We start from the raw sequence: 14,388 nt of genomic DNA, 5'->3' as shown, positions 1-14,388 counted from the left end.
ATGCATTATGATTATGAAGTTGACGCAACAGGACTTAAATGTCCACTTCCGATCTTGCGATGTAAAAAAGGTTTAAATGAAATTAAATCTGATGAGGTCTTAAAAATTATTGCCACAGACCCTGGAAGCAAAAAAGATTTTGATGCATTTTGTCTCCAGACAGGACATGAACTTTTATCTCTTCAAGACGAAGATGGCGTCATTACTTTCTTTATCAAGAAACGTCGTTTAAGCTAACTTTTTTAGTTGTACATTAAGCTTTTCAAAGCTCTCTAAGAACTCTTCTAAGCGTTTTTTTTCTAGTGCTACCACTGCCTCAGGGGCTCTATCTATAAAGCTGGCATTTTCTAGCTTACCTTTGGCTTTTTGGATTTCAATTTGAATGCGATTAAGCTCTTTTGTAATTCTTTCTTTTTCTTCTGCAGCATCTACTTCAACCTTAAGCATCAATTTAAAGTCTCTCACTAACATCACTGGCGCATCGATTGCTGGAAGCTCTTCCACAATTTCAACATCAGTTAATTTAGCAAGTGCTTTAAGATAGGGTGCATAGAGCTGAAGTGACTTTTTATTTCCTGCGATCACAAGTGGAATTTTTTGTGCTGGGGAAATATTCATTTCGCCGCGAAGTTTTCGGCACACATCTACCATCTCTTTCAAAGTAGACATCCATTGAATACTTTCTCGGTCAATTTTTTTGCTGTCACTTTGAGGATAAGGCTCTAGCATAATCGAAGGGCCTTTTTTTCCATTCATAGGGCCGATCGTTTGCCAAATTTCTTCGGTAATAAAAGGCATTACTGGATGTATTAATCGCAAAATAATCTCAAGAACGCGTAAAAGTGTTCGCCGTGTCGCCCTTTGCTCTCCTTCACTACCCATTTGCAATTGAACTTTAGCAACCTCAAGATACCAATCACAAAATTCATCCCAAACAAATTGGTAAAGCTCTTGTGACAATAAATCAAATCGGTAATCTAAAAATGCTTTTTCAATAGCCACTTCTCTCTCTTGCAATTCGCTCACAATCCAACGATCAGCTTTTGAAAATTCAAGATAACCCTCTACGCATTCTCCAAAACCATTTTCTTTACCTTCGCAGTTCATAAGAACAAAACGTGTCGCATTCCATAATTTATTGCAGAAATTTCGATAGCCTTCGCAACGTTGAAGATCAAATTTGATGTCACGTCCGGGACTCGCTAAGCTTGAATAAGTAAAACGTAAGGCGTCTGTGCCAAAAGCGGCGATACCTTCTGGAAATTCTTTGCGTGTTTTTTTAGTAATTGATTCGGCTTGTTTTGGATTCATAAGCCCGGTTGTTCTTTTTTCAATAAGTGCTTCAAGTGAAATGCCATCGATCAAATCGATAGGATCCAATACATTTCCTTTTGACTTACTCATCTTCTGGCCTTCTGCATCACGGATGAGTCCATGCACATAAACATGCTTAAATGGAATCTTTCCAGTAATGTGTTTAGTCATCATGACCATTCGAGCGACCCAGAAAAAGATAATATCAAAACCTGTCACTAATACCGTCGAGGGTAAATAGAGATCGAGAGCTGGGTTTGACACCTTTGGATAATCAGGCGTCCAATCAAGAGTTGAGAAAGGCCATAGCGCTGATGAGTACCAAGTATCTAGAACATCTGGATCACGCTTTAAACTTCCCTGATAGCCATCTTTTAAAGCTAAGGCTTTTACTTCTTCCTCATTATGCGCAACCCACACCTGACCTTCATCACCATACCAAGCTGGGATTTGATGGCCCCACCAAAGCTGCCTTGAAATACACCAATCTTGAATGTTGTTCAGCCACTGGTTATAAGTATTCACCCAGTTATCTGGAAAGAATTTAATTTCACCCGTCTTCACAACATCAAGGGCTTTTTCTGTAATACTTTTTCCATCATGGCTTTTTTTAGTCATGGCAACAAACCACTGATCAGTCAGCATTGGTTCGATCACCACATCTGTTCGATCACCTCGTGGAACTTTAAGTTTATGTTTTTCAGTTTTTACAAGAAATCCTTGAGCCTCTAAATCTTCTACAATTTTTTTACGTGCAACAAATCGATCTAGCCCTTGATAGGCCTTAGGTGCTGCCTCGTTAATATATCCATCGAGCGTCAACACACTTATCATAGGTAGCTTATGTCGCAACCCTACAGCATAGTCATTGAAGTCATGCGCGGGCGTTACTTTAACAACGCCCGTCCCAAATGTTTGATCAACATAATCATCTGCGATGATTGGAATTTCACGATCACATAAAGGAAGTTTTACCATTTGGCCAACAAGTTTTTGATATCGTGCATCTTCAGGATGAACCATAATCGCAACGTCACCCAGCATTGTTTCAGGTCGAGTGGTAGCAACAGTTAAATGGTTATCACCAGATGCGAGTGGATATTGAATATGCCACAAGAATCCATCCTCTTCTTCTTGCACTACTTCTAAATCAGAAACGGCTGTCTGTAATTGAATGTCCCAATTTACTAGACGTTTACCGCGATAAATCAGTCCTTCTTTAAATAAGCTGACAAATGTTTCTGTCACCGTTTTTGATAAACCTTCATCCATCGTGAAACGTTCGCGAGACCAATCAGGTGAAGTACCAAGTCTACGCATCTGCTCTGTGATCGTGCCGCCTGAGAAGGCTTTCCACTCCCATACTTTTTCTAAAAACTTTTCTCGTCCAAGGCTATGTCTTGAAATACCTTCTTTATCCAGCTGTCTTTCAACAACGATTTGTGTTGCAATGCCTGCATGATCGGTACCGGGCTGCCATAACGTGTTGTCGCCCTTCATACGGTGATAGCGTGTTAATGCATCCATAAGTGTTTGATTGAATCCATGCCCCATATGCAACGTTCCTGTGACGTTGGGTGGCGGCAATAAAATACAAAATGAATTTTTTTGCTTAGTATCTAAGCCTGCTTGATAAAAGCCTTTTGATTCCCAAAAATCATACCAATGACTTTCAATATCTTTTGGGCTAAAAGGTTTAGAGAGATTATTTTCCATGAATAAAGCACATAGAGGATTCGTTAAAGATTCATTTTAACATAGGGATAAGTGATATCAGGCCTCAGGGCAGATGTCTGCCATAAAAAATCACTTAGAACAAACAGCGCAAGATGGATCTTTTTTAAGTTGAATATTTTTCCATTGCATCGATTTCACATCAAGCAATAATAAGCGCCCCTCTAAAGACTCGCCTATGCCTAAAATAATCTTCATGACTTCGGCAGCTTGAGCAGTGCCTATCATGCCCACTGTGGGTGAAAAAACACCATTATCAGCACAGCGCGTTTCACTGCGGTCGCCTGTATCTGGAAATAGACAGTGATAACAAGGACTCTTATCATGTCTCATATCAAAGACGCTAATCTGACCTTCATAACCCACTGCAGCACCTGAAACTAGTGGCTTCTTTAATGACACTGCGATTCGATTAAGCGCATAGCGTGTAGTAAAATTATCTGAGCCATCAATAATGACATCTACATCTTTTACAATGACTTTCATGCTTGCTTCAGTTTGTTTTTCTGTTACAGCAATCACTTCTACATCTGGATTAAGTAATTGAATAAACTGTTTTGCAGAAGAGGCTTTATTAATGCCAACTGATTGTGTGTCATGAATGATTTGTCTTTGTAGATTACTTAAATCTACATCATCAAAATCACATATCGTCATTTTTCCAACACCGGCAGCTGCACAATAGATTGCAATAGGTGAACCTAAACCACCTGCACCTACAATGAGTATATGGCTATTAAGAAGTTTTTCTTGCCCCTGATATTCAATATCAGGCAATAAGATATGACGGCTATATCGAAGAAGTTGCTGATCGTCCATGAATGCATTAAACATTAATTAAAGTTGAAATGACTATATCGTCAATTAACTGTTGATTCAATGCATTTAAAACTGGGGTGGCTGATGGGGCTCGAACCCACGACAACAGGAATCACAATACTGTTTACTAGTATTATAATCAATGACTTAAGTGATGAAAAGTATAATACATTATACTTTTAAGGTTGATTTTTGACTTAAATTTGACTCGCTACAGCTGTAGCGAACTTAAAAACAAAAACGACAACAGCTGTTGTCGTTCCTTATCGATCCCTTATGGGATCGAACCCCATTATTTAAAGTATAAAACTTTTTACTAATTAAACAGGTTTAAAAACCATCCAATAAATATTAATAAGGGGAAGAATAACTGCTAAAGCTCCGAATATGTTCCAACGCTTGCTTAACTTCCAATATTCAGTAGGAATTGATTTGGTATCAGAAAAATTACGGGCTAAGCGAGCCTGTTTTATCTGGGTTGGTATTAAGATGGTGACCCAAATCACACCAGAAGCTATAAAAAGTGAACGTCCCCAAGTTAACCATTGAATATCCCAAGTATTAGACATAAAACCATAAGACATTGAATCTCCAGCTAATACAGCAAGTAAAGCTCCAGGTGCTGTAAAGACAAAATCTGTAAGGGTTACTTGTCGCTGAGCAAACTTAATCACTCTTGGATCTTTGGTTTTGTCAGCATTGAATTTCCACCAAGCAGTCACGATGATATTTCCCATAAGCAAAATAACACCAAAAATATGGATTGATTTTAATATTAAGTACGAATTTTCCATTTCTATCTTCTTTAGTAAGTTAATACGATTATAATAATTACAATAAATATACTGTCAAGTATAATAATTATCTATGATTAAAAAGACTCGTGGAAGACCAATTGACACTTCGAAATTAAAGTCTGTTATTTCAACAGCAAGAATGCTTTTTGCTAAGAATGGATTTGAAAAAACAACTCTAGATGACATAGCTGAAATTTCAGGTGTTACTAAAATGACTATCTACAGTCACTTCAAATCTAAAGAAAAATTATTTGGAGCTACGATCACGGATAAAGTTAATGAAGAATTTTCTTTTAATATTGAAGAGCTTGATCCGAGAAATCCAAAAGATGGCTTGTTAAAAATTGCTAAACAATTTCTTACGCTTTTAAGGAAAGAAGAAACCTTAGGTACACATAGAATAATGTTCTCATCAGCCTTAATTCATCCTGAGCTTTGTCTTGAGTTTTATCAAAGAGGTCCGCTTGAAATTCATCAACAAGTAGCGGTTTATTTAGATCAATGTTCAAAAGAAAAATCTTTAAAAATAACCAATTCAGATTCCTCTGCTTCTCAGTTCTTATCCTTATTTTTAGGGCTTGATCATATCCGATGTATGTTGGGACTTAAGAAGCCATCTAGAAAAGATGATGAGCAGTTAATATTAAAAAACGTAAATTTTTTTATTGAAGCGTCTTTTAGATAGACGCTTAATAATTGGGGTGGCTGATGGGGCTCGAACCCACGACAACAGGAATCACAATCCTGGACTCTACCAACTGAGCTACAGCCACCAATGAACTAGAAATTGGCCTGCCCGACAGGAATTGAACCTGTAACCCCCAACTTAGAAGGTTGGTGCTCTATCCAGTTGAGCTACGGGCAGCTTAACAACACAAAGCGTGTTACAGAAAATCCTTTTTTTCTATAATAAGTAAGATGCTAAATCTGGTCGGGGTGGAGAGATTCGAACTCCCGACATCCTGCTCCCAAAGCAGGCGCGCTACCAGACTACGCTACACCCCGAGGGCGAGAATATAGCCTAATTAAGGGCTGAGGTCAAATGAAGCCGCCGTCTTAGACCTCGGCATTTCTTCTATTTACGCTGGTTTAGCGGCTTTTTTATGGCCTGATTTACCTTTTTTACCCTTACATGCATTAAGCTCTTCTTTAGACAATGTACCATCACGGTCTTTATCCATAAGATCGAAATCCTCTTTGCAAACAACCTTTGCTTCTTCACGATCCAGGGTTCCATCACGATCTTTGTCGGCTTCTTCAAATGATTTTTTTGTATGCATTTTACAATGCTCGCCCTTATCATGATGGTCTGCAAAAATAGGTGGATTTAAACCGAAAATTAATCCTAGTGAAATTATTACCCAAACACTTTTCTTCATGATCTTAAAGCTCCTCTTAAAAAAATAATTTATAGTAATCATACTCTTTGATGCTTCTTCTTACAAAAGATTCACCAAGTATGGAACAAATTTAAAATTCAATATGTTAAGATAATTTTTTTATTGATGGATCAATTCATGTCAGCCAAGATAATTGATGGTAAAGCGATTGCTGAAAATCTTCTTCAAGATCTCAAAAAAGAAATTGATGTGAGATCAAAAAAAGGTATTCGCAATCCCAGTTTAGCGGTCGTTCTTATAGGCTCTAATCCTGCGTCGTCCATCTATGTCAAAAATAAACGTTTGGCCTGTGAAAAAATTGGCGTCAAGTCGATTGCTTATGACTTACCTAATGAAACTTCTGAAAAAGAACTTTTAACACTTATTGAAACATTAAATAATGATACTAGTATTGATGGCATCTTAGTTCAGTCACCTTTACCTTCACACATTAATAATGACGTCATTTTTGAAAATATTTCACCACTTAAAGATGTCGATGGATTTCATCCTAAAAATATTGGCCTTTTAGCAATAAAGCGGCCCCAATTAAGGTCTTGCACTCCCTATGGTGTCATGAAGCTTATTAAAGCTACCCAGCTGGCAATCCAAGGGCTTGATGCAATCGTGGTTGGTTCATCAAATCATGTTGGCCGCCCTATGGCCTTAGAGCTTCTTTTAGGAGGCTGCACCGTTACTATATGTAATCGCTATACCCAAAAACTCCAACAAAAAATTGAATTGGCGGACATTGTTGTGGCAGCGGCTGGCATACCAGACATGATTAAAGGAAGCTGGATTAAACCTGGTGCTATTGCAATTGATATTGGTATCAATAGGCTTGAGAGCGGAAAAATAATAGGTGATATTGAATTTGATATCGCAAAAACAAGGGCTGGTTTTATTACTCCTGTCCCAGGCGGCGTCGGACCTATGACGGTTGCAACATTAATGGAAAATACGCTTCTCGCACAAAAGCTATCCACCCAATAAATAGTCGTAAATTACGTCAATTACATCTTGCTTTCATAGTCGATCAGTGTAAACTTTCGCGATTATTTGCATTTGTTTTTACTTTAGGATTAAAAAATGGCAGTTAAAAAAGTAGCTAAAAAAGTCGTGGCAAAGAAAAAAGCTCCAGTTAAAAAAGTTGTGGCAAAGAAAAAGCCGACTCCTAAAAAGGTTGTCGCTAAAAAAATCGTTGCAAAGAAAAAAGCTCCAGTTAAAAAAGTTGTGGCAAAGAAAAAGCCGACTCCTAAAAAGGTTGTCGCTAAAAAAATCGTTGCAAAGAAAAAAGCTCCAGTTAAAAAAGTTGTGGCAAAGAAAAAACCAGCACCTAAAATGGTTGTAGTTAAAAAAGTTGCATCTAAGAAACCTGTCCCTGCAAAAATTGTCCCTCTTAAAGTTAAAAGCTCATCTCAAAAGGGTCTAAAACAATTTAGATCTTATGAAGCTAAAAAAGGTGAGGGCTACATGAGTAAAAGCCAGCTTAATCATTTCCGCAGCATTCTTAATGAATGGAAAACAGAATTAAGTCATGATATGGATCGCACAGTGCATACAATGCAAGATGAGCTGACCTCACATGCAGATCCAAACGATCGTGCAAGCCAAGAATCGGATATGGCGCTTGAACTTAGAAATCGTGACCGTGAACGCAAACTTATCAAAAAAATAGATGAGACTTTAAGAAATATCGAAAGCCAAGATTATGGATACTGCACAGGCTGTGGCGAAGAAATTGGTCTAAAACGTTTAGAGGCTCGTCCCACTGCAACACTCTGTATTGATTGCAAAACACTTGATGAGATCCGCGAAAAACAAATGGCAGGTTAATTGATTTATTTAAATAAAAAAACCCGGGATCTCCCGGGTTTTTTGTTGTCTTAAATTAATCTAAGACACTTAGTCTGCTTTCTTGCTTTCTGCTTTTTCTTCAGCAGCCGGAGGCTCAATCAGTGCTTTTGCACTTACACGAACACGGCCCTTGTCATCCACTTCAATTACTTGTACTTTAACTTTTTGTCCTTCAGACAAGAAGTCAGTCACCGCATTCACACGTTGATGAGCAATTTGTGAAATGTGGAGTAAGCCATCTTTACCAGGAAGAAGAGATACAATTGCACCAAAATCTAACATCTTAATCACAGTACCTTCGTAGATTTGACCTACTTCAATTTCTGCTGTGATTTCTAAAATACGACGCTTCGCTTCTTCACCTTGAAGACCATCCACACAAGCAATCTTAATAGTACCGTCATCTTCGATATCAATCGTAGCGCCGGTTTCTTCAGTTAAGGCTTTAATCACTGATCCGCCTTTACCGATCACCTCGCGAATTTTATCTGGATGAATTTTCACAGTAATAATTCTTGGTGCAAATGTAGATAGCTCTTGACGGCTACCTTTCATTTCTTTTTTCATGATTGCTAAAATATGTTCACGTCCCTCTTTAGCTTGGCTCAATGCCACTTGCATAATTTCAGTGGTGATACCTGTAATTTTAATATCCATTTGAAGCGCTGTAATACCATCTTCAGTACCTGCCACTTTAAAATCCATATCACCTAAATGATCTTCATCACCTAAGATATCTGTCAAAACAGCAACACGATTGCCTTCTTTAATAAGACCCATCGCAATACCTGCCACGTGAGCTTTGATTGGGACACCAGCGTCCATCAATGCTAAACAACCGCCACATACAGATGCCATAGAGCTTGAACCATTTGATTCTGTAATTTCAGAAACTAAACGCATCGTATAGCTAAAATCTTCTTTAGAAGGGAGGACAGCAAGCAATGCACGCTTTGCTAATCGACCATGACCAATTTCACGACGCTTAGGTGTGCCCACACGTCCTGTTTCACCTGTTGCATAAGGAGGCATATTGTAATGAAGCATGAAGCGGTCTGAATACTCACCTTGAAGTGCATCAATCGTTTGCTCATCGCGACCTGTGCCTAATGTAGCAACTACAAGTGCTTGCGTTTCACCACGTGTGAAAAGTGCTGAACCGTGAGTTCTAGGAAGTACACTTGATCTAATCGCAATCGGTCTGACTGTGCGAGTATCTCGTCCGTCGATACGTGGCTCTCCATCTAAAATTTGTGTACGCACTGTTTTTGCTTCTAAATTAAAAAATTCATTTTTAATTTTATTAGTTTCGCCAGTATCTGTATCTTCAGTAATAAGCTCTGCGAATACTTTATTTTTAATTTCATCTAGCTTAGCTGAGCGCTCGCCTTTTGATTTAATTTGAAATGCAGCGTGAACATCTTTTGCTGCTAAATCATGAATCTTTTTAATGAGCGCTTTATCAGGTTCAGGGGCAACCCAATCCCATGGCTCTTTGCCAACTTCTTTAGCTAATTCATTAATCATTTTGATCACAGCTTGCATTTCTTTATGGCCATGAAGTACAGCGCCTAACATAACGCTTTCAGGTAATTCCTTTGCTTCTGATTCAACCATTAATACAGCCGAGTCTGTTGCCGCAACAACAAGATCAAGTTCACTTTCTTTTAATTGTGATGCTGTTGGATTAGTCACATACTCTTCGTTGATATATCCCACGCGCGCAGCACCAATTGGCCCATAGAAAGGAATGCCTGAGATAGCTAATGCTGCTGAAGCGCCAATGATTGCTGGAATATCAGAATCAATTTCACTATCAGATGACACGACCATCGCCACGATTTGAATTTCGTTGTAAAAACTTTCTGGAAATAAAGGACGTAATGGACGATCAATTAAACGTGAAGTCAGTGTTTCTTTTTCGCTTGGACGTGCTTCTCGTTTGAAAAAACCGCCAGGAATTTTACCTGCAGCATATGTTTTTTCCTGATAATCAACTGTGAGGGGGAAAAAATCTTGTCCTGCTTTAACATCATGTCTGCCTACGACTGTCACTAATACCGCTGTATCACCATAACTCACCAATACTGCGCCATCTGCTTGTCTTGCTATCTCGCCTGTTTCCAGTGTTAAGGTGTGTGCACCAAATTGAATACTCTTCTTAATTGCTTTAAACATAATTTACCCTTTTCTTTTTTCATCCGTTATTCACTTCTTAATAACGAATACATTAACTAACATTTAACATCCAATAAAAAAGCCGAGGCATCTTCCTTTTTAAGAAGGGTTGCAATCGGCTTCAAAACTTACGAATCAAAAATTTCTTAAACTAATTAATTTAAATAGTTAAAAAAATTATTTACGTAAACCTAGACGCTCAATCAATGATTGATAGCGACCTAAACTCTTACCTTTAAGGTAATCCAATAATTTTCTGCGTTGACTTACAAGTGCTAAAAGTCCACGACGTGAGTGATGGTCTTTTGCATTGGTTTTGAAATGATCTGTTAAATAACCAATACGACTTGTGATAAGTGCAACTTGCACTTCTGGGGATCCTGTATCGTTCTTTGCCTGTTGATATTCACTTACAACTTTGGCTCTTTCAGCTGCTGTTGATGCCATTTAATCTTCTCTCCTCATTCAGAACCGCGTATTTTAATTGTATTCTTTTGATTTAACAATATGTTTTTTATAATATATTTGCTATTAAGCGCTTAGGAAGCAGGTGTCCTTGAAGGTCGGGCTGGCCCACCCCTAAAAACTTACCTGAAGCGCTATATAAGCGTAATTCTTCTTCATTTTTACTAATAAAATCAATGCTTTGCCCTTTTTTAATCGCTTCTGTTTCAGTCGAAGTCAGCTCAATCGATGATAGCCCTTCTAATAATGCATCGATAGGCAAAAGTATTTTTTCTCGAGATGCAACGGCTATAGCCTCAAGAGCTTCGATCGAGAGGGCATCTGACAACTGAAAATTGCCCGTTTGGGTTCTTTCTAAGCCCTTTAAGTGAGCGCCACACCCTAGTGCTTGCCCAATATCTTCTGCCAAAGTACGAATATAAGTCCCCTTGCTGCAGGAAACTTCAAGAGTCGTGACACTGCCTTTAACTTTTATAAGCTTGATGTCATAGATGGTGATTTGTCTAGATTTGCGTTCAATTTCAATCCCTTTTCTTGCATATTCATAGAGGGGCTTGCCTTCAAATTTCAATGCGGAATACATCGGGGGTATTTGTGTAATATCGCCTATAAATTTTTGCAGCGTTTCTTTCAATTGGACTTCATTAAAAATAACCTCTTTTTCTGAAATCACCTCACCTTCTTGATCGCCAGTCGTAGTGGTCACGCCGAATTGAATTGTTGCGATATAAGTTTTGTTAGCATTAAGAAGACGGTGTGAAAATTTTGTAGCCTCACCTAAGCAAATAGGAAGAAGTCCTGAGGCCATAGGATCAAGCGTGCCTGTGTGTCCTGCTTTTTTTGCATTAAATAACCATTGGATTTTTTTTAAGGCTTGATTGGATGAAAATCCAAGTGGCTTATTGAGTAAAAAAACGCCATCAATCTCGCGCTTCGTAGACTTCTTTTGCATGAAAATAAATTACTGAGGAGGTAGTGCGTCTTTAATGAGTTGTGAAATCTTCATCCCCTCATCAATCGACGTATCGTACACAAAATGAAGTTGTGGGATGCCGCGTGTCGCCATACGTTTTGATAATTGCGCACGTAAATATCCTGTCGAGCGATCTAGGCCTTGCATGATTAAGGGGTCATTTGTAGGAGAAGTAAAATATATTTTAGCGTGGAGTAAGTCAGGGGTGACTTGAACTTCAGTGATCGTCAACATTCCCACAGCAGGATCCTTGAGTTCTGACTGAATAAGCTCTGCGAGTTCTCGTTTTATTTGTTCTGAAATGCGATCACTTCTTGCATAAGAGCGATTCACCATGGTTAAAGCTTACGCGCGATCTCAACGACTTCAAACACTTCGAGCATGTCGCCCACTTCAATTTCATTGAAGTTTTTAATAGAGAGTCCGCACTCGAAATTATTTTTAACTTCTTTCACATCATCTTTGAAGCGTTTTAATGAATCAAGTTCGCCTGAATGAATGACGACATTGTCTCTTAAAATTCGTACCATTGAACTTCTTCTAATCACACCGTCTTGAACATAACAACCGGCAATGGAGCCGATTTTAGAAATTTTAAATACTTCACGAATTTCTACCATGCCGATGATGCTCTCTTTTTGCTCAGGTGATAACAATCCACCAAGGGCTGCTTTCACTTGATCAACAGCTTCGTAAATAATACTGTAATAGTGCACATCAACTTCAAGTGAATCTATCAATTTACGCGCACCTGCTTCCGCTCTTACATTAAATGCAATGAGAATGGCTTTCGAGGCGCTCGCTAAGTTCACATCAGATTCAGTCACAGCACCAACGCCTATATGAATGACATTCACTTTAACTTCGTCGGTAGACAATTTTTGTAATGATGTAGATAACGCTTCGCAAGAACCTTGCACATCAGATTTAATAATGAGTGGTAAAACTTTTACGTTACCCTCAGCCATTTGATCAAATATATTTGCAAGTTTTGCAGCTTGTTGTTTTGCTAATTTCACATCTCTAAATTTACCTTGACGGAATAGAGCAATTTCACGGGCTTTACGTTCATCATTTAATACAACAACTTCTTCACCTGCGTTCGGCACATCTGCTAAACCTAATACTTCAACAGGCATAGAAGGTCCTGCTTCTTTAATTTCTTTGCCGGTTTCATCAAGCATCGCACGAATGCGACCAAAAGCTGATCCCGCTAATAATGTATCGCCGCGTTTTAAAGTACCTGACTGGATAAGAACAGTGGCTACAGGGCCTCGGCCTTTATCTAGACGGCCTTCAATCACAATACCCTTGGCAGGCGTATTTTTAGACGCTTTTAATTCAAGCACTTCGGCTTGAAGCAGCACAGATTCAAGGAGTTTATCGATACCTTGTCCTGATTTTGCTGAAACTTCCACAAACATGGTGTCACCACCAAAATCTTCTGGCACCACTTCTTGCGCTACAAGCTCCATTTTTACGCGCTCAGGCGAGGCGTCAGGTTTATCAATTTTATTAATCGCAACCACGAGAGGCACATTGGCTGCTTTTGCATGATGAATTGCTTCAATCGTTTGTGGCATCACACCATCATCTGCTGCCACTACTAAAATCACAATATCAGTAGCCTTAGCGCCGCGAGCGCGCATTGCAGTGAAAGCCTCATGGCCTGGAGTATCTAAAAAAGTCACCATGCCGCGCGGTGTTTCTACATGGTATGCACCAATATGTTGTGTAATGCCGCCTGCTTCACCAGAGGCCACGCGTGTGGTTCTAATATAATCAAGCAATGAAGTTTTACCGTGATCCACGTGACCCATTACAGTGACCACTGGCGGTCGTGTTTCTAATATAGCTTCTATGCTTGAATCTTGCTCGATTAGCGCGTCAGGATCATCATCTAAAGCCGCAACGGGCGTATGTCCCATTTCACCTACCACAATCATTCCAGTGTCTTGATCTAAAATTTGATTAATGGTGACCATCATGCCCATATTCATAAGCACTTTAATGACCTCAGTGGCCTTCACTGACATCTTATGTGCTAAGTCAGCAACCGAAATTGTTTCAGGCACATGAATGTCTCGAATAATCGGTTCAGTAGGTGCTACAAAAGTTGACTCTTCATTCTCTTCGCGAGATTTTGATCTTGATTTAGGTGAGCGCCATCCTGAAGAAGCACTGGAGTCGCCACGTCCTTTGAGTGTACGTTTTTTAAATTCACGATCGGACCAATCTTTTTCACTCTTATCTAGTTGCTTTTCTTTAGTTTCAACTTTAACACCTGCTTTAGAAGCGGGACGATGAAGTGTGCCTTCGCTTAATTTTGCTGCCGGTGCATCATTTGCTTTCGCAACTACTTCTTGTTTTTTTCTAACATCTTCGGCTTGAACTGCTGCAAGTGCAGCATGTCGCTTAGCTTCGTCTTCTCTAATTGATAATTGATCTTCGCCAAGCACGTGTGTTTTTGTTTGAGTGTGAGCGACTGTTTCAACAGGTTTAGATTCCACAATAGGGGTATCGACCGGTTGTCCATCTTCTCGTCTTACGAGTACACGTTTTTTGCGCACCTCAACTTGAATGGTGCGAGCACGTCCTGTGCTATCCGTTTTTTTAATCTCTTTATTTTGTTTGTGCGTTAAAGTGATTTTGTTTTTTGGTACTTGAGTTTGGCCATGCTCTTTACGAAGATATTCGAGAAGAGCTGATTTATCTATTTCGCTTAATGAATCTTCTGCTACTGATTTATTCACGCCAGCGCTTTTAAGCTGTTCGATTAATAAATCAACAGGCAATCCTAATTCCTCAGCAAATTTAGTGACGGTTGATTGTCCCATTTAGTACCTCATAATATTCATCGTAGGGTGAATGT

Annotated in this window: 13 protein-coding genes, 3 tRNA genes and 1 pseudogene; 5 read left to right on the top strand and 12 right to left on the bottom strand. The window is 39.1% G+C overall.

The genetic code is table 11. From position 1 onward, the window contains the following. On the top strand, window positions 1–237 hold the full coding sequence (locus FIT63_RS00340) for a sulfurtransferase TusA family protein (RefSeq protein WP_140007133.1): 237 nt from the start codon (window positions 1–3) through the stop codon (window positions 235–237). Here the strand turns inward: FIT63_RS00340 and FIT63_RS00335 are convergent. From FIT63_RS00335 to FIT63_RS00325, 3 genes are all read right to left on the bottom strand, one after another. Then, window positions 229–3,030: a valine--tRNA ligase gene (locus FIT63_RS00335; RefSeq protein WP_140006094.1), complete on the bottom strand. Its 2,802-nt coding sequence runs from the start codon at window positions 3,028–3,030 to the stop codon at window positions 229–231. The genes FIT63_RS00340 and FIT63_RS00335 overlap by 9 nt on opposite strands. A 90-nt stretch (window positions 3,031–3,120) precedes the next feature. Beyond that, window positions 3,121–3,867 (bottom strand): HesA/MoeB/ThiF family protein, encoded by a 747-nt coding sequence (locus FIT63_RS00330; protein ID WP_140007132.1) that lies wholly within the window; start codon window positions 3,865–3,867, stop codon window positions 3,121–3,123. A gap of 320 nt (window positions 3,868–4,187) precedes the next feature. Then, window positions 4,188–4,661: a DUF2269 family protein gene (locus FIT63_RS00325; protein ID WP_140006093.1), complete on the bottom strand. Its 474-nt coding sequence runs from the start codon at window positions 4,659–4,661 to the stop codon at window positions 4,188–4,190. A gap of 73 nt (window positions 4,662–4,734) precedes the next feature. On the opposite strand from FIT63_RS00325, the gene FIT63_RS00320 reads away from it, so the two are divergent. Further along, a complete protein-coding gene (locus FIT63_RS00320; RefSeq protein WP_140006092.1) occupies window positions 4,735–5,349 on the top strand; it encodes a TetR/AcrR family transcriptional regulator in 615 nt (204 codons plus the stop codon). A gap of 12 nt (window positions 5,350–5,361) precedes the next feature. On the opposite strand, the gene FIT63_RS00315 is transcribed toward FIT63_RS00320, so the two are convergent. The 4 genes from FIT63_RS00315 to FIT63_RS00300 all read right to left on the bottom strand — a co-directional run bounded on the left by FIT63_RS00315 (window position 5,362) and on the right by FIT63_RS00300 (window position 6,043). Next, a tRNA-His gene (locus tag FIT63_RS00315) sits at window positions 5,362–5,437 on the bottom strand. Window positions 5,438–5,452: 15 nt separating this feature from the next. Then, window positions 5,453–5,529: transfer RNA gene (locus FIT63_RS00310), tRNA-Arg, on the bottom strand. Window positions 5,530–5,592: 63 nt separating this feature from the next. Further along, window positions 5,593–5,669: transfer RNA gene (locus FIT63_RS00305), tRNA-Pro, on the bottom strand. A 74-nt stretch (window positions 5,670–5,743) separates the two neighbouring features. Continuing rightward, window positions 5,744–6,043 (bottom strand): EF-hand domain-containing protein, encoded by a 300-nt coding sequence (locus tag FIT63_RS00300; RefSeq protein WP_189340915.1) that lies wholly within the window; start codon window positions 6,041–6,043, stop codon window positions 5,744–5,746. Window positions 6,044–6,181: 138 nt separating this feature from the next. On the opposite strand from FIT63_RS00300, the gene folD reads away from it, so the two are divergent. The 3 genes and pseudogenes from folD to dksA all read left to right on the top strand — a co-directional run bounded on the left by folD (window position 6,182) and on the right by dksA (window position 7,879). Next, entirely contained in the window at window positions 6,182–7,036 is an 855-nt protein-coding gene (gene folD, locus FIT63_RS00295; protein ID WP_140006090.1) for a bifunctional methylenetetrahydrofolate dehydrogenase/methenyltetrahydrofolate cyclohydrolase FolD, read from the top strand. Between the two features lie 96 nt (window positions 7,037–7,132). Then, window positions 7,133–7,420: pseudogene (locus FIT63_RS06905) on the top strand (hypothetical protein); the annotation flags it as partial. Window positions 7,421–7,516: 96 nt separating this feature from the next. Continuing rightward, complete coding sequence (gene dksA / locus FIT63_RS06900; RefSeq protein WP_046489132.1) at window positions 7,517–7,879, top strand: RNA polymerase-binding protein DksA; 363 nt, start codon at window positions 7,517–7,519, stop codon at window positions 7,877–7,879. A gap of 69 nt (window positions 7,880–7,948) precedes the next feature. On the opposite strand, the gene pnp is transcribed toward dksA, so the two are convergent. The 5 genes from pnp to infB all read right to left on the bottom strand — a co-directional run bounded on the left by pnp (window position 7,949) and on the right by infB (window position 14,353). Further along, window positions 7,949–10,078 carry a polyribonucleotide nucleotidyltransferase gene (gene pnp, locus FIT63_RS00285; RefSeq protein ID WP_140006089.1) on the bottom strand — a complete coding sequence of 710 codons (2,130 nt, stop codon included), beginning with the start codon at window positions 10,076–10,078 and terminating at the stop codon, window positions 7,949–7,951. Between the two features lie 177 nt (window positions 10,079–10,255). Then, window positions 10,256–10,525, bottom strand: coding sequence for a 30S ribosomal protein S15 (gene rpsO / locus FIT63_RS00280; RefSeq protein WP_046486665.1), 270 nt, complete (start codon window positions 10,523–10,525; stop codon window positions 10,256–10,258). Window positions 10,526–10,592: 67 nt separating this feature from the next. After that, window positions 10,593–11,495, bottom strand: a complete 903-nt coding sequence (truB, locus tag FIT63_RS00275; RefSeq protein ID WP_140006088.1) for a tRNA pseudouridine(55) synthase TruB — start codon at window positions 11,493–11,495, stop codon at window positions 10,593–10,595. Between the two features lie 9 nt (window positions 11,496–11,504). Next, the gene (rbfA, locus tag FIT63_RS00270) at window positions 11,505–11,852 is read right to left on the bottom strand and encodes a 30S ribosome-binding factor RbfA (RefSeq protein ID WP_317615392.1); all 348 of its coding nucleotides are present in this window, start codon (window positions 11,850–11,852) and stop codon (window positions 11,505–11,507) included. 2 nt (window positions 11,853–11,854) lie between these two features. Then, the gene (infB, locus tag FIT63_RS00265; RefSeq protein ID WP_140006087.1) at window positions 11,855–14,353 is read right to left on the bottom strand and encodes a translation initiation factor IF-2; all 2,499 of its coding nucleotides are present in this window, start codon (window positions 14,351–14,353) and stop codon (window positions 11,855–11,857) included. Window positions 14,354–14,388 lie beyond the last annotated feature (35 nt).

The sequence above is a fragment of the Candidatus Methylopumilus planktonicus genome, assembly GCF_006364715.1.
Classification (GTDB): domain Bacteria; phylum Pseudomonadota; class Gammaproteobacteria; order Burkholderiales; family Methylophilaceae; genus Methylopumilus; species Methylopumilus planktonicus_A.
Note: the sequence above shows the minus strand (reverse complement) of the source record. Positions and strands in the feature narration are given on the sequence as shown.